This is a genomic window from Nonomuraea sp. NPDC003709 (assembly GCF_040610775.1).
Classification (GTDB): Bacteria; Actinomycetota; Actinomycetes; order Streptosporangiales; family Streptosporangiaceae; genus Nonomuraea; species Nonomuraea angiospora_A.
Genome location: NZ_JBEXMW010000025.1, coordinates 159,471 through 173,520, shown reverse-complemented (window position 1 = coordinate 173,520; position 14,050 = coordinate 159,471). Strand labels below are relative to the sequence as shown.

Sequence of the window (14,050 nt, the reverse complement as noted above, 5' to 3'; positions counted from 1 at the left end):
CCTCTTCAGGCGGTGAACAGCTCCAACAGGTCGTCGAGGCGCACCACGAGCAGAGCGCCCACGGCGGCGGCGACGAGAGCGAGCGCGACACCGGCCGGCTGCGCCACCGCCGCGCCGGACGCGGCCCATGCGGCGAGCCCGGTGGCGCCGGACGCCGCCAGGACGAGATTGCGGATCACGTGTGGCCGGCCGAGCGGCGTGACGGACGCGCCGAACGTGTCCGGGGACCGGCGGCGGAGGAGGCCGCCGCCGGTCCGCGCGTTCTACCTAGCCGCCGCAGACCCTGAAGGCGTAGCAGGACCCGCAGCGGGTCGTGCCGCCGGCGGTCGTGCAGATCTTCCTGAAGTCGGAACGCTCCCTGCAGTAGCAGTGCACGTACCACTCCGCGGCCGCCTTGGCGGACGCCTTCGGGACGAGCCTGTCGAGAATCCTGTCGCCGAGCTTGCCCAAGACAGAAGTCATGTTCGCTCCTTGTATAGCGATGCGGTCAGGCCGAAACGCTATTTGGGGGACATACAGCGACCGATACAGCCGCGCTACACCTGGGCGGTGAGCAGCCTTTCCAGCACCGGGTTGAGGCGCATCGCCGGATCCGCGAACAGTTCCTCGGCCCGCCGGGCGTCCCCCGCGGCGCGCGGGTCGCCCGACGCCGTCCTGGCCCTGGCGAGCTGGCGGGTGCAGGCGGCGTAGCCGTACGCGTCGCCGATCTGGGCGGCCAGCTCCAGGGCCCTGACCAGGTCGCGCTCGGCCACGGCGAGGGCACCCTGCCGCAGCCGGATCTCGGACCTGCTGAGCAGCACCTCCCACTCGTCCTCCCGGTTGCCGGTCTCCTCGCAGCGGGCCAGCGCCTCGTCCATCGCGGCCAGCGCCTCGTCCCGCCGGTCGAGCAGGCAGTAGGCGCGGCCGAGCGCCGCCAGCGTGATGCTCTCGCCGTTCAGGTCGCGATCGGCCCGGCGGACGGTCAGGCACCGTTCGAAACGGTCCACCGCCTCGGCGTCCCTGCCCAGCTGGAGCAGGAGCTCGCCCAGGCTGTGGCCGACCAGCCCGACGCGCCTGGACCCGTGCGTCTTGAGCAGCCGCAGGCTCGCGCTGATGCGGCCGAGGGCCGCGTTGAGGTCGCCGGTCTGCATGTGCAGCCAGCCGAGGTTGTGCAGCGCCATCCCTTCCTCCTCGCGGTTGCCCAGGTCGCGCCAGAGCTCGAGCGCGCGCCGCAGGTGGCCGCCGGCCGACTCCCCCTGGCCGGCCCGCCACTCCAGCAGCCCCAGGGTCGCGAGCGTGGACGCCTCCGCGCCGCGGTCGCCGTCGCGCCGCGCCACCTCGATGGCGAGCCGTGCGATGGTCTCCAGCTCCCGCCAGTAGCCGCCCTTCATCACCGTGGCCTTGACCAGGGTCATCAGCTCGATGGCGAAGCGCGCCGTTTCCGGCTCCCCGCGCGCGGCCTGGACGGCGGCCGCGACCAGGCAGTGCAGCTCCGTGTCGAGCCACCGCACGGCCGCGGCGGGGTCACGCAGCACCAGGCCCGGATCGCGCCGGCGCTCCCGGCTCCCGCCGCCGGCTCGCAGGTGCGACTGCAGCAGGTCGCGCAGCTGGTGGCAGAGGTCGAGGTACCAGTCCAGGGCCCGCCGTACGGCCAGGTCCAGGTCTTCCGGCGAGTCGTGGGAGGCGGCCAGCTCCCCCGCGAAGAGCCGCAGCAGGTCGTGCGTGCGGAACCGGCTCTCGCCGACCGGCTCGATCAGGCGTGCCTCGACCAGCTCGTCGAGCACGGTCTCGGCGGTCTTCAGGTCGACGTCGGCCAGCGCGGCGACGAGCTCGGCGCCCACCTCCGGCACCTCCAGCACGCCGAACAGGCGGAAGACGGTCCTCGCGGCGCTCGTCAGGGTCGCGTAGCCGACCTCGAAGCAGGAGCGGACGCGCAGGTCGGCCGCCTGCAGCTCGTCCAGCCGCCGCCGCTGGTTGCTCAGGCGCTCGTTGAAGCCCGCGAGCGACCAGTCCGGCCGGCCCGCGAGGCGGGCGCCGGCGATGCGCAGCGCCAGCGGATGGTGGCAGCACCAGCTCGCGATCTCGGCCGCCGCCTCCTTCTCGGCGGCCACGCGCGCCTGACCGGCCAGCAGCGCCAGCATCCGTACCGACTGCTCCTCGTCGAACATGTTCACGGCGATCGGTACGGCGTCCAGCGTCGTCAGGGCCGACCGGCTGGTGACCAGCGCCGCACAGCCACCGCCCGCCGGCAGCAAGGGAGCCACCTGGGCGGCGCCGACGGCGTTGTCGAGGACGACCAGGACGCGCCGGTCGGCCAGCACCGACTGGTAGAGGGCGGCCGCCTCCGCCGGCGCCGCGGGCACCTCGCCCGGAGGCACCCCCAGCGCGCGGAGGAAGCGGCCGAGCACCTCGTCGGGGCGCAACGGCGACAGGCTCGGTGTCGATCCCTGGAGGTCGGCGTAGAGGTGGCCGTCGGGGTACCGGTCGGCCACGCCGTACGCCGCCTTCATGGCGAGCGTCGACTTGCCGATCCCGCCGGGGCCGTGCAGCGCCAGCACGGGCGGCCCCGCGCCGGCGCCCAGCACGGCGTGGATCCGGGCGAGCTCGGCCGAGCGGCCCACGAACACGCTCGGCGCGCGCGGCAGCTGGCGCGGCCGGGGCCGCCCGTCGTCGGCGGGGGCCTCCTCCTCCGACAGCAGGGCCGGGTCCCTGCGCAGGATCAGCTGATGCAGTCTGCGCAGGTCAGGGCCCGGATCGATGCCCAGCTCGTCGGCGAGGACCTTCCGGGCGGCCCCGAACGCGTCCAGCGCGCCCACCACGTCGCCGCTCTGGTACAGGGCCACCATGAGCTGGCCGTGCAGCCGCTCGCGCAGCGGGTACTGCCCGATCACCTCGCGCAGCCGCTTGGCCGCCGTCGCGTGCCTGCCGAGGGCGAGCTGGATGTCCGCGTGCTCCTCCACCACGCTCAGGTAGTGGTCGGTGAGCCGCGCGACCACCTCCCGCAGTGTCGGCCCCAGCGGCACGTCCTCGGCCGCCATCCCCTGCCACAGCGCGAGGGCCCGGGTGTAGGAGTCCAGGGCGGTGCTGAGATCGCGCCTGCCCAGCGCCTGGCGGGCGTGCGCGGTCAGCGCCTCGAACTGGAAGAGGTCGAACTCCTCGGGCTCGACCCGCAACAGGTAACCGGCGTCCGAGGTCACCAGCCGCTCCACGGCCGGGTCGGCCGCGGGCGGCATGAGCTTGCGCAACTGCATGAGGTACGTACGCAGGTTCGCCACCGCGGAACGGGGCGGCTGGTCGTCCCAGACCTCCGCCACCAGTGACCGGATCGGTACGACGTGGCCCGCCCGGGCGAGCAGCATGGCGAGGACGGTCCGCTGTTTGGGAGCCGTGATCATCGCCCATCCCGCCGGCGGGTCGTCGCCCTCGATCCGCAGCGGTCCGAGCATCCGGAACTTCACGTCCCGCCGCCTACAGGGCAGACCCGCCCAGCCGGCGCAGCGCTACCCCGAGCAGGCGATCGGCCGGGAAGAAACCGCGCTGCCGCGAGTCGACGCTGCGGGGGTTGTCGCCGTAGACCACCAGCGCACCCGCGGGCACGCGCTCCGCGGCGCCGTCCACGTCCGGCGGCACCGGGTCACCCGGCAGGGCGACGGCGCGCTTGATGTTCCAGCGCGTGCCGTCCATCCCCACTCGTGGGTCGGACGGAGGTTCCAGCACCACGACATCGCCCCTGGCCACCTGGCCGATCCGGCGCCGCCGGACCAGCACCCGGTCGCCGTCGTGCAGGGTCGGAGCCATGCTCGTCCCCTCGACGGTGACCACCACGTAGCGCCGGCGGGCCACCAAGGCGCCGGCCGCCGCCGCGAGCACACCGGCGAGCAATCCCATGCTGATCAGCTTCATCCGCTTTTCCACCGCCGCCCCAGGGAAATATTGATCTTTATCCGGCTGAGGATCGCCGTTGGCTCCGCACCCTGTCAACCGCTGGGAAGGCGGCGCGCAGGCCGGATCCGTTGACGACGAACCCGACCGCGGCGATGGGGAGGGCACATACCGCCTGCATCATGGCGAACCACATCGGGCAGATGCCTGGGATCATGTCGACGGCGACGATCGCGACCGGCATGACGATCGAGATGACGCGTACACGCAGATAGGCCCACCGGGCTCCCCGTGCGGCGAGGACCGTCAGCCAGTAGGTCACCGCGGCGCTCGCGAGCACCCCCGCCGACCGGCCCCACATGAACGAGGTCACCGTCTGACCGCCGATCGCGAGGACGGCGACCGTGGCGAGCACGGCGGCGCTGAGCGCGCCGTAGGCGGCGACGAGGATCTTGACCTTGCCGAAGGATTCCATGTCTGTTTCATCCCTTGCGTTGTCTGGAGTGGTGATCACGCTAGGGAGGGCATGGATGGGGCGGTATGGGGCTGGACGTACGGTTGGGTGGGTCCAGACCCACTTCAGGGCCGATCCGGCGGGGAGCGGCTCCGGCGCGGTGCACAGTGAAGACACCAAGCCGTGGTCGTGAAGTGAGAAGGAAGAATCATGCGACAGTGGGTGTCGAGCGCCTGCGTGGGGCTCGTGCGTGCCTGCGTGGTGGTGGCCGTCACCATGCCGGTCCCGGCCGTGTGGGCCGCCGCCGTGGCGCTGTGGATCTGGTGGTGGGGCGGAGACCCGTGGTCGGGGACGGTGCCGTTCGTGTGGGCGTGCATCGGCACGCTCGCCCTGGCGCGCCCGGTGAGCCGGATGGTCCGCGCCGTCGTCGCGAAGTGGACGGGCACCGTCATCCCCGCCGGAGATCGGCAGGCCGCGCCGGTGACGCAGCTGTCCACCGGATATTGGTGGAACGGCTTCAGCTACGAGCGCACCAAACGCGACGCCCTCATGGACCAGAAGTGGCGGACCCGGTGGAGAGATCCCGGCTTCTGGCGCGACCTGCGGTTCACGGCGATCGCGCCGCTCACCGCGGGTGTGGTCGCCGCCGTCCCGCCGGCCGGAGCCGTGGCGGCGGTCCTCGGGTTCAGCCGGTCGTCGCTCCTCGTCGGGGTGCTCGGCCTGGTCGTGGCGGTCGCCGCCGCCCCGTACGCCTGGCGGCCCGTCGTACCTGTGGCCGTCCGCTTCCTGCGCCCGTCGCCCGCGATGACGCTGGCGGACCGGGTCGATGAGCTGACGGCCCAGCGCGCGGACACCACGGTCGCGCAGGCCGCCGAGATCCGCCGGATCGAGCGGGACCTGCACGACGGAGCGCAGGCACGCCTGGTCGCGCTCGGGCTCGCGCTGGCGACCGCGGAGAAACTCATGGAGACCGACCCCGACCAGGCCAGGACGCTGCTGCGGGACGCGCGGGTGGGCGCCGCCACCTCCCTGAACGAACTCCGCGAGCTGGTCAGGGGCATCAGCCCGCCGGTGCTGAACGAGCGCGGGCTCGTCGACGCCGTCCGCGCCCTCGTCCTGGACAGCCCGCTCGACGTGGCCGTGAGCGCCGGCGTTCAGCTGCGCCTGGACCCGCCGATCGAGTCCGCCGTGTACTTCGGAGTCGCCGAACTGCTGACCAACGCCGTCAAGCACGCCCACGCGACCCGGGCGCGGATCTCGATCACCCGCGACGAGACCGGCATCGCCGTCGACGTCGAGGACGACGGCCGGGGCGGGGCGAGTGTGAGCGCCGGGGGCGGACTCGCGGGGCTGCGCCGGCGCCTGGCGGTCTTCGACGGCACCGTGGAGATCACCAGTCCGGCGGGCGGTCCGACGCGTGTGAGGATGGTCGTGCCATGCGAATCGTTGTAGCCGAAGACCTCTACCTCCTGCGCGACGGGATGGTCCGCCTGCTCCAGGCGTACGGGCACGAGGTGGTGGCGACGGCGACCACCGGGCCCGAGACGCTCGACGCGCTGCTGAGGTGGCGGGCCGATGTCTCCGTCGTCGACGTCCGCATGCCGCCGACCCAGTCCGACGAGGGCCTACGGGCCGCCCTCGCCGCCCGCGGCGAGGTGCCGGGGCTGCCGGTCCTGATCCTTTCGCAGCACGTCGAGCAGTTGTACGCCCGCGAACTCCTGGCCGACGGCGCCGGCGGCATCGGCTATTTCCTCAAGGAGAGCGTGTTCGACGCCGATCAGTTCATCGACGCCCTCGAACGCGTCGCAGCCGGCGGGACCGCCATGGACCCGGCGGTCATCGCCAAATTGTTGTCCAGCGGGTCCTCGGACCGACGACTCGGGCAGCTCACCGAACGCGAATACTCCGTGCTCGGCCTCATGGCCGAGGGATTGTCCAATCAGGCCATCGGCCGGCGGCTCTTTCTCAGCGAGAGCGCTGTCAGCAAGTACACGACCTCCATGTTCGGCAAACTCGGCATCACCGATGACGACAACAACAACCGCCGCGTCCTCGCCGTACTCACTTACCTGAACAAGCCCTGACGCCTTAGGCGAGCGCGTCAGCCTCGTCGAGCAGCGCGGACAGTCGTGGGTAACGGCGGCGTGTCTCCTCGACATCGCCGAAGTCCCACATTTCCCCGAGCCTCGGATACTCCCCGGTGACCTCAGGGAGTTCTTGGCCGGTGACGCGCTCGTAAGCCTTACCGGGGGCGTACATGAAGCTCTCGCATTCGCACTCGTCCGAATCGTCGAGGATGCTCCTGCGGGCGGGCTGGCAATCCGCCAGGGAATCCGGATCGTCGAGTGCGGCCTCATAGGTCCGACGTCCCTGGCCGACCAGCCAGCAGCGGAAGTATTCGAAGCCGTCGTCGGAGCAGCCGCCGTTGATGAGGTACGCGGCTCCCCACAGGTCGAGGCGATGCGCTGCGAGGCGGAGGTCGGTGAGGTGCTGGTCGAACGCGACGATCTCCGGCGGCGACAATCGGCCGAGCCTTGCGACAAGTGCGTCGCAGTCGTCGTCGGGGCCCGCCGGCGGAGGGCATTGCGCGAGGATCGCCCAGAAGTCGTCACGCGTCATGATCGGCATTCTGAACGCCGCGCCGCAATGCCGTCCACCGCACAAGGCGGCTGCTGCCGTATTCGTGATCGATGGCCCCGATACTGATTCCCGGAAAAGGCACGGACGCTCAGGAGGAATCACGTGGAAGCCAAAGGCCCGACGGCCGAGATCATGATCGCTGAGGCGCGCAAGGCATTATGGGTGATGGTCGGAGCGCTGGCCGTCATCTGGACGATCCAGATCGCCAACTGGGCATCGGGCTACACGCTGAGTTACGAGTACGGGATCCAGGCGTGGAACCCCGCGAGCCTGCCCGACATCGTGTCGGCGCCATTCCTGCACTGGAGTTGGGCGCACATCGAGGGGAACTCGGGGCCGTTGTTCATCTTCGGCTTCCTGTCCGCTTATCGGGGTGTGCGCAAGTTCCTCAGCGTGACAGGGCTCATCATCCTGGTCAGCGGTCTCGGCGCCTGGTTCACCGCCAGCCCCGACGCCACCGGGGCGGGCGCGAGCGGTGTCGTCTTCGGCTACTTCGGCTACATCCTGGTGCGCGGCGCGTTCGACCGGCATCTCATCGACATCGTGGTGGGCGTGGTCATGGCCCTGTGCTTCGCCTACCAGTTCGCCGGCCTGCTGCCCCAGGAGGGGATCGGCTGGCAGGCTCACCTGTTCGGCTTTGCCGGCGGCCTGGCGGGCGGCTGGATATTCCGCGAACGCGGCCGGTCCCGGCGCACGCCGTCCGCCCCACCGCAGCAGATCCCTCGGAGCGCGCTGCTGAAGGAGCTGGACGATCTCGGGCTTTAGCAGCTCCTATCCTGGGTCGATGAACGTGGAGTTCAGCAGTGAGATGTGGTTCTGGAGGGGGCCGGCGCCCTGGCACTTCATCACCGTTCCGGACGAGGAGTGCCGTGATCTGGAGACGACCGCCGGCGCGGTGAGCTATGGCTGGGGCATGATCCCGGTCACGGCCCAGATACGGGAGACCCGGTGGAAGACGTCGCTGTTCCCGAAGGACGGGCGTTACATCGTGCCGGTGAAGGCGGGGGTGCGGAAGGCCGAAGGGCTCGACGTGGGGGACGTGGTGACCGTTCGCCTGACCGTTGACCTCTGACGCATCCGGGCGCCGGCGGGCTACTATTGCGAAATAGTTGCAATAGCGAAGGACATGCAGATGATCCGACGGTCGTTGTTCCTGCACGCGCCGATCCGGCGTACGCCACGGGTGATGCTGGAGCAGATGCTGGCGCTCGTGGACGACGACACCCCGCCGGACGGCCCCGACGGCCCCGTGGCGGTGCTGGAGCGACGGCTGGCCGAGCTCCTCGGCAAGGAAAGCGCGCTGTTCTTCCCCAGCGGGACGATGGCCCAGCAGGTCGCGTTGCGCCTGCACGCCGACCGGCGCGGGCGCCGCACCTTCGCCGCGCACCCGCAATCGCATCTCGACGTCTGGGAGGAGCAGGGTTACAACGCCGTCCACGGGCTGCGGATGCGCCGCACCGGCGACCCGCACGAGCTGATGACCACCGACGATCTGCGGGCTACGGGCGAGCCGCTCGCGGCGGTCGTCTGGGAGTTGCCGCAGCGCGACCTCGGCGGCCTGCTTCCGGAATGGCAGGACCTGTGCGAGCAGGTGGCCCTCGTACGGGCCACCGGCGCCGCCGCGCACCTGGACGGCGCCCGGCTGTGGGAGGCCCAGACGTACTATCGCCGGCCGTTCGACGAGATCGCCGCCCTCTTCGACACGGTCTACGTCTCGCTCTACAAGAGCCTGCAGGGCGTACGGGGCGCCGTGCTCGCCGCCGACACCGCCACGGTGGACGCGGCCCGGGTGTGGCGCCAGCGGCTCGGCGGCGGCATCCGCGACGCCTGGCCGCTCGCCCTGGCCGCCCTCGTCGGCCTCGACACCCTGGCCGCACGCATGCCCGCCTACCACGAGCACGCCGTCGCCATCGCGGCGGCCGTCAACACCGACGGCGCCGCCCACGCCTACCCCGATCCCCCGCAGACGCCGCTGTTCCACATCCACCTGCCGGCTCCCAGGCGCGCCGTCGAGCGGGCCGGCGAGGAGATCCTCGCCGAACGCGGCATCCAGCTCTGGGGACGGGTCCGCTCCGCGCCCGGCCCGAGCCGATGCAGCTTCGAGATCAGCGTCGGCGACAACGCCATGGAGTTCACCCCCGGAGAGGTGGTCGCTCTCATCCGCGACGTGCTCGCCCGCGCCACCTCGTGACCCTGGGCGTGTGGCGGGCGGGGATCGGCGGTGATGTGGATGTAACCGGCGGCGGTCGGCTGCTGTGACATCCGCGTAACGCCTGTTTCTTACGTTTTGCGCGTTGGATCTGCCCGGTGCGGCTGCGGCGCGCCCACGGAGAGGGAACGTCGTTCAGGCCCTGTCGAAGGGGAAGGGCCGATGACGGCGACAGAACCGAGCAACGCCATCGCGCGTGTGAAGACCGTCTGCTCCTACTGCGGCGTAGGGTGCGGGATCGTCCTGGACGTGGCCCGGGGCGCGGACGGGCGGCGGCGGGTGGTCAAGGTCGCCGGCGACAAGAGCCATCCGGCCAACGCCGGTCGCCTGTGCACCAAGGGGGCGACCAGCGCCGACATGCTCGCCGCCCCGGGCCGGCTGGAACGCGCGCTCGTCAGGCCCGCCAGGGGCGTGCAGCCGGAGGAGAGCGACGTCGACGCGGCGATCACGGCGACCGCCCGGCGGCTGCGCGCGCTCCTGGACGAGCACGGGCCCGACGCGCTGTCGTTCTACGTCTCCGGGCAGATGACGCTGGAGGCCCAGTACCTGGCCAACAAGCTGGCCAAGGGGTTCGTCGGCACCAACCAGATCGAGTCGAACTCGCGGCTGTGCATGGCCAGCGCGGGCAGCGGTTACAAGCTGTCGCTGGGCTCGGACGGCCCGCCCGGCTCGTACGAGGACTTCGAGCGCGCCGAGGTGTTCTTCGTCATCGGCGCGAACATGGCCGACTGCCACCCCATCCTGTTCCTGCGCATGATGGACCGGGTCAAGGCCGGCGCCAAGCTGATCGTGGTGGACCCACGGCGCACCGCCACCGCCGCCAAGGCCGACCTGTTCCTGCAGATCCGGCCCGGCACGGACCTGGCCCTGCTCAACGGGCTGCTGCACCTGCTGGTGGAGAACGGGCACGTCGACGAGGGGTTCGTCGCCCAGCACACCCGCGGCTGGGAGGCCATGCCGGACTTCCTGCTCGACTACCCGCCCGCCAAGGTCTCCGAGCTCACCGGCATCCCCGAGGCCGACCTGCGCCAAGCGGCCCGGTGGATCGGCGAGGCCGGCGAGTGGATGAGCTGCTGGACGATGGGGCTCAACCAGAGCACCCACGGCACCTGGAACACCAACGCGCTGTGCAACCTGCACCTGGCCACGGGCGCGATCTGCCGCCCGGGCAGCGGCCCGTTCTCGCTGACCGGCCAGCCGAACGCGATGGGCGGCCGCGAGATGGGCTACATGGGCCCCGGCCTGCCCGGGCAGCGCTCGGTGCTGGTGGAGCAGGACCGCCGGTTCGTCGAGGACCTGTGGGGCATCGCGCCCGGCACGCTGCGTACCGACGTCGGGCAGGGCACGATCGAGATGTTCTCCCGGATGGCCGAGGGTGAGATCAAGGCGTGCTGGATCATCTGCACCAACCCCGTGGCCAGCGTCGCCAACCGCAGGACGGTGATCGCGGGCCTGGAGGCCGCCGAGTTCGTCGTCACGCAGGACGTCTTCGCGGCCACCGAGACCAACGCCTACGCCGACGTGGTCCTGCCCGCCGCCCTGTGGGCCGAGACCGAAGGCGTGATGATCAACTCCGAGCGCAACCTCACCCTGCTCCGGCAGGCCGTCGATCCGGTCGGCGAGGCGCTGCCCGACTGGATGATCATCGCCCGGGTCGCCTGCGAGATGGGGTTCGAGGACGGCTTCTCCTATTCGAGCGCGGAGGAGGTGTTCGAGGAGATCAAGCGGGCGTGGAACCCGGCGACCGGGTACGACCTGCGCGGCGTGACGTACGACCGGCTACGCGAAACCCCCGTGCAGTGGCCCGCCCCGCCCGGCTCCGGCGAGCGCAACCCGGTCCGCTACCTCAACGACGGCCGCAGCCAGGAGACGCTCACGCGCGAGGACGGCAGTGGCCCGCGGCTGGCCTTCGCCACCCCCGACGGCCGGGCCGTCTTCTTCCCGCGTCCGCACCTGCCCGCCGCCGAGCTGCCCGACGACACCTTCCCGTACGTGCTCAACACCGGGCGGGTGCAGCACCAGTGGCACACGCTCACCAAGACGGCCAAGATCGCGAAGCTGAACAAGCTCAACCCCGGCCCGTTCGTGGAGATCAACCCGGCCGACGCCGCCGAGCACGGCATCGGCGAGGGCGACCTCGTGACGGTCTCCTCCCGGCGCGGGCGGGCCGTGTTGCCGGCGGTGGTGACGGACCGGGTCATGCCGGGCAACCTGTTCGCGCCGTTCCACTGGAACGATCTCTTCGGCGAGTACCTCAGCGTCAACGCTGTCACCAGCGACGCCGTCGACCCCATCTCCTTCCAGCCCGAGCTGAAGGTGTGCGCGGTCTCCCTCACCAAGGTCGCCCCGGACCCCGCCACGGCCGCTCCCGTCCCGGCGTCCGATGTTCGTACGGCCGAGGAGGTGCGGGCGCCGGTCGCCGTCGGCGCGCTGCGCGGCCTGTTCGGGCTCGCCGACGTGACCCCGCCGGAGCTCTCCCCGTCGGAACGCCGCTATCTGTCCGGATTCCTGTCCGGCCTGGCGAGCACCCCGCTCGACGGAGCGGACGTACCGGTGCTACCGGGTCATGCGCCCTTCGCGCCGGACCACGCCGTGTGGGTGAACGGGGCGCTGGCCGGTGCCTTCTCCCGCATCGTCCGCCCGGCGCGGAAGCCCACCGAACCGGAGCCCGCGCCCGCCGAGCCGGAGGCCCCGGCACGCGAGATCGTCATCCTGTGGGCCTCGCAAACGGGCAACGCCGAGGAGTTCGCGGCGGCCAGCGCCGAGCGGCTGGCGGGCGCCGGCCGCAACACCCGGCTTCTCAGCATGGACGACTGCGCCCCGCAGGCCCTGACGCCGGACGCGGACCTGCTGATCATCTCCAGCACGTTCGGCGACGGCGAGGCCCCCGACAACGGCACCGCGTTCTGGGACGCGCTCGCCGAGCCCGGAGCGCCGCGGCTCGACGGCGTACGCTATGCCGTCCTCGCCTTCGGCGACTCCAGCTACGACGACTTCTGCGGCCACGGCCGGCGCCTCGACCGGCGCCTGGAGGAGCTCGGCGCGCTCCGCCTCGCGCCACGCGTCGACTGCGAGCCGGACGAGCACGAACGCGCCCTGGACTGGCTCAACCAGCTCCTGTCCACCCTCGCGGGTCCCGGACCGGCGCGGAGCGAACCGACGACGGCCATGCCGTCCGGCACCCGCGCCACCCCCTTCACCGCGACACTGTCGGCGAACCGGCTGCTCAGCCTGCCGGGCTCGGCCAAAGAGGTTCGCCGGTTCACCTTCGACACCGGCGGCGAGCTGACCTACCAGGCGGGCGACGCCCTCGGCGTGCTGCCCGTCAACAGCCTGGACCTGGTCATGGAATGGCTGGCCGGCACCGGCCTCAGCCCCGCCGACACCGTCGAGCTCCCCGGCCTGGGCACGCTGCCGCTCCGCGAGGCCCTCTACCGCCACCTCGACATCACCAAGATCACCCCTGGCCTGCTGAAGTTCGTCGCCGAACGTACCCACGACCGCGACCTCACCCGGCTCCTGCGCCCCGGTAACAAGGGCGAGCTGGACAAATGGGTGTGGGGTCGCCAGGCCGTGGACGTGCTCGCCGAGCTCCCCGTGCGCGCCACGGCCCAGGAGTGGGCCGACCTGCTCAAACGGCTCCAACCACGCCTGTACTCCATCTCCTCCAGCCCGCTCACCAGCCCCGACCGGATCAGCCTGACGGTCTCGGTGGTGCGCTTCCGCAACCCGCGCGGCACGACGCGGGGCGGCGCGTGCTCGGCGTACCTGGCCGACAGCCCCGAGCAGACCACCGTCCCGGTGCACGTCCAGCCCACCAAGCACTTCCGACCGCCCGCCGACCCCGGCGCCCCCATGGTGATGATCGGCCCGGGCACCGGCGTGGCCCCCTTCCTCGGCTTCCTCGACGAACGCCGGGCCCTCGGCCACCCCGGCCGCAACTGGCTCTTCTTCGGCGAGCAGCGCCGCACGACCGACTTCTACTACCGCGACGAGCTGGCCGCGCTGCACGACGACGGCCTGCTGACCCGGCTGGACCTGGCCTTCTCCCGCGACCAGCGGGCCAAGGTCTACGTGCAGGACCGGATGCGCGAGCACGGCGTGCAACTGTGGAGCTGGCTGCAGGAGGGCGCGCACGTGTACGTGTGCGGCGACGCCGCCCGGATGGCCAAGGACGTCGACCAGACCCTGCGCGACATCGCGGCCCGCCACGGTGGCCTGGCCCCCGACGACGCCACCGCGTACGTCAAGCAGCTCGCCGCGGCAAAGCGCTACGTACGCGACGTGTACTGAAAGCGGCGCTGATCAGCCTATCGTCATCTCATCTGCCATGAATATGCCGAAAAAACCCTTGCAGATACGTGTGATCTCGCGCGACCGTGGGGACAGGCATGCCGAAGGCGAGGAGGCGGCCGTGCAGCCGACGTCGATCGATCTTCCGATGGCCGGTCAGACAGCTCTGTGGGGCGACGTACGCCTGCCCGCCCTGCTGAGCGTCGCGACGCTCGGCTCGATGCCGCAGCGGGAGACGACGGTCAGTTTCGAATGCCGCACCTCCGGGCCGCGGCGCCACTACTTCACCGGGCCGCTGCTCATCGACGTGCTCCGGGCCGCCGAGCCGCTGTTCGAGCCGGCCGAGCGCAAGGACCGGCTGCGCTATCTGATCGCGGTGCTGGGACGCGACGGCCACCGCGCCGTGCTGTCGTGGGGCGAGATCGACCCCGAGTTCGGCAACACGGCGGCGCTGCTCGCCGTCACCATGGACTGCCGGGACCTGACCGAGCAGGGGCCGCACCTGGTGATGCCGGGAGATCACTGCGGATCACGGCACATCAGCCGGGTCACCGACATCAGGGTGTGCGCCGCCGACCGGTTATGGGTCTAGC

General features: G+C 71.4%; 13 protein-coding genes. 7 read left to right on the top strand and 6 right to left on the bottom strand.

Features of this window, described 5'->3' with window-relative positions; translation table 11 throughout:
- Nucleotides 1-5 precede the first annotated feature (5 nt).
- The 5 genes from ABZX61_RS51635 to ABZX61_RS51615 form a co-directional block, all read right to left on the bottom strand.
- On the bottom strand, nucleotides 6-179 hold the full coding sequence (locus tag ABZX61_RS51635; protein ID WP_355206904.1) for a hypothetical protein: 174 nt from the start codon (nucleotides 177-179) through the stop codon (nucleotides 6-8).
- Between the two features lie 88 nt (nucleotides 180-267).
- Nucleotides 268-462 carry a hypothetical protein gene (locus tag ABZX61_RS51630; protein WP_192789616.1) on the bottom strand — a complete coding sequence of 65 codons (195 nt, stop codon included), beginning with the start codon at nucleotides 460-462 and terminating at the stop codon, nucleotides 268-270.
- Nucleotides 463-536: 74 nt separating this feature from the next.
- Nucleotides 537-3,437 carry a BTAD domain-containing putative transcriptional regulator gene (locus ABZX61_RS51625; protein ID WP_355206902.1) on the bottom strand — a complete coding sequence of 967 codons (2,901 nt, stop codon included), beginning with the start codon at nucleotides 3,435-3,437 and terminating at the stop codon, nucleotides 537-539.
- Between the two features lie 10 nt (nucleotides 3,438-3,447).
- Nucleotides 3,448-3,882 carry a signal peptidase I gene (gene lepB / locus ABZX61_RS51620; RefSeq protein ID WP_355206899.1) on the bottom strand — a complete coding sequence of 145 codons (435 nt, stop codon included), beginning with the start codon at nucleotides 3,880-3,882 and terminating at the stop codon, nucleotides 3,448-3,450.
- Between the two features lie 37 nt (nucleotides 3,883-3,919).
- On the bottom strand, nucleotides 3,920-4,336 hold the full coding sequence (locus ABZX61_RS51615; RefSeq protein WP_350733682.1) for a hypothetical protein: 417 nt from the start codon (nucleotides 4,334-4,336) through the stop codon (nucleotides 3,920-3,922).
- Between the two features lie 189 nt (nucleotides 4,337-4,525).
- Here ABZX61_RS51615 and ABZX61_RS51610 point away from each other — a divergent pair, with 189 nt between their 5' ends.
- Together ABZX61_RS51610 and ABZX61_RS51605 are read left to right on the top strand one after the other, a co-directional pair.
- On the top strand, nucleotides 4,526-5,767 hold the full coding sequence (locus ABZX61_RS51610) for a histidine kinase (RefSeq protein WP_355206896.1): 1,242 nt from the start codon (nucleotides 4,526-4,528) through the stop codon (nucleotides 5,765-5,767).
- Nucleotides 5,752-6,399, top strand: a complete 648-nt coding sequence (locus tag ABZX61_RS51605) for a response regulator transcription factor (RefSeq protein WP_355206893.1) — start codon at nucleotides 5,752-5,754, stop codon at nucleotides 6,397-6,399. Before ABZX61_RS51610 ends, ABZX61_RS51605 begins: the two co-directional genes overlap by 16 nt.
- 4 nt (nucleotides 6,400-6,403) lie before the next feature.
- On the opposite strand, the gene ABZX61_RS51600 is transcribed toward ABZX61_RS51605, so the two are convergent.
- Entirely contained in the window at nucleotides 6,404-6,934 is a 531-nt protein-coding gene (locus tag ABZX61_RS51600) for a DUF4240 domain-containing protein (RefSeq protein WP_355206891.1), read from the bottom strand.
- Nucleotides 6,935-7,057: 123 nt separating this feature from the next.
- On the opposite strand from ABZX61_RS51600, the gene ABZX61_RS51595 reads away from it, so the two are divergent.
- The 5 genes from ABZX61_RS51595 (at nucleotide 7,058) to ABZX61_RS51575 (ending at nucleotide 14,049) form a co-directional block, all read left to right on the top strand.
- Nucleotides 7,058-7,720, top strand: coding sequence for a rhomboid family intramembrane serine protease (locus tag ABZX61_RS51595; protein WP_355206888.1), 663 nt, complete (start codon nucleotides 7,058-7,060; stop codon nucleotides 7,718-7,720).
- A 19-nt stretch (nucleotides 7,721-7,739) separates the two neighbouring features.
- Nucleotides 7,740-8,027: a DUF1905 domain-containing protein gene (locus tag ABZX61_RS51590; RefSeq protein ID WP_350733675.1), complete on the top strand. Its 288-nt coding sequence runs from the start codon at nucleotides 7,740-7,742 to the stop codon at nucleotides 8,025-8,027.
- A gap of 60 nt (nucleotides 8,028-8,087) precedes the next feature.
- Nucleotides 8,088-9,146, top strand: a complete 1,059-nt coding sequence (locus ABZX61_RS51585) for a beta-eliminating lyase-related protein (protein ID WP_355206885.1) — start codon at nucleotides 8,088-8,090, stop codon at nucleotides 9,144-9,146.
- Between the two features lie 180 nt (nucleotides 9,147-9,326).
- Nucleotides 9,327-13,457, top strand: a complete 4,131-nt coding sequence (locus tag ABZX61_RS51580; protein ID WP_355206882.1) for a bifunctional nitrate reductase/sulfite reductase flavoprotein subunit alpha — start codon at nucleotides 9,327-9,329, stop codon at nucleotides 13,455-13,457.
- A 121-nt stretch (nucleotides 13,458-13,578) separates the two neighbouring features.
- Nucleotides 13,579-14,049, top strand: a complete 471-nt coding sequence (locus ABZX61_RS51575; protein ID WP_355206879.1) for a hypothetical protein — start codon at nucleotides 13,579-13,581, stop codon at nucleotides 14,047-14,049.
- The last annotated feature ends 1 nt before the right edge of the window (nucleotide 14,050 follow it).

Excerpts from the sequence above, each read along its gene's own strand:
- ABZX61_RS51630 (WP_192789616.1), bottom strand. The coding sequence starts at position 462 with ATGACTTCTGTCTTGGGCAAGCTCGGCGACAGGATTCTCGACAGGCTC.
- lepB (WP_355206899.1), bottom strand. The coding sequence starts at position 3,882 with ATGAAGCTGATCAGCATGGGATTGCTCGCCGGTGTGCTCGCGGCGGCG.
- ABZX61_RS51600 (WP_355206891.1), bottom strand. The coding sequence starts at position 6,934 with ATGACGCGTGACGACTTCTGGGCGATCCTCGCGCAATGCCCTCCGCCG.
- ABZX61_RS51580 (WP_355206882.1), top strand. The coding sequence starts at position 9,327 with ATGACGGCGACAGAACCGAGCAACGCCATCGCGCGTGTGAAGACCGTC.
- ABZX61_RS51585 (WP_355206885.1), top strand. The coding sequence starts at position 8,088 with ATGATCCGACGGTCGTTGTTCCTGCACGCGCCGATCCGGCGTACGCCA.
- ABZX61_RS51610 (WP_355206896.1), top strand. The coding sequence starts at position 4,526 with ATGCGACAGTGGGTGTCGAGCGCCTGCGTGGGGCTCGTGCGTGCCTGC.
- ABZX61_RS51605 (WP_355206893.1), top strand. The coding sequence starts at position 5,752 with ATGCGAATCGTTGTAGCCGAAGACCTCTACCTCCTGCGCGACGGGATG.
- ABZX61_RS51590 (WP_350733675.1), top strand. The coding sequence starts at position 7,740 with ATGAACGTGGAGTTCAGCAGTGAGATGTGGTTCTGGAGGGGGCCGGCG.
- ABZX61_RS51615 (WP_350733682.1), bottom strand. The coding sequence starts at position 4,336 with ATGGAATCCTTCGGCAAGGTCAAGATCCTCGTCGCCGCCTACGGCGCG.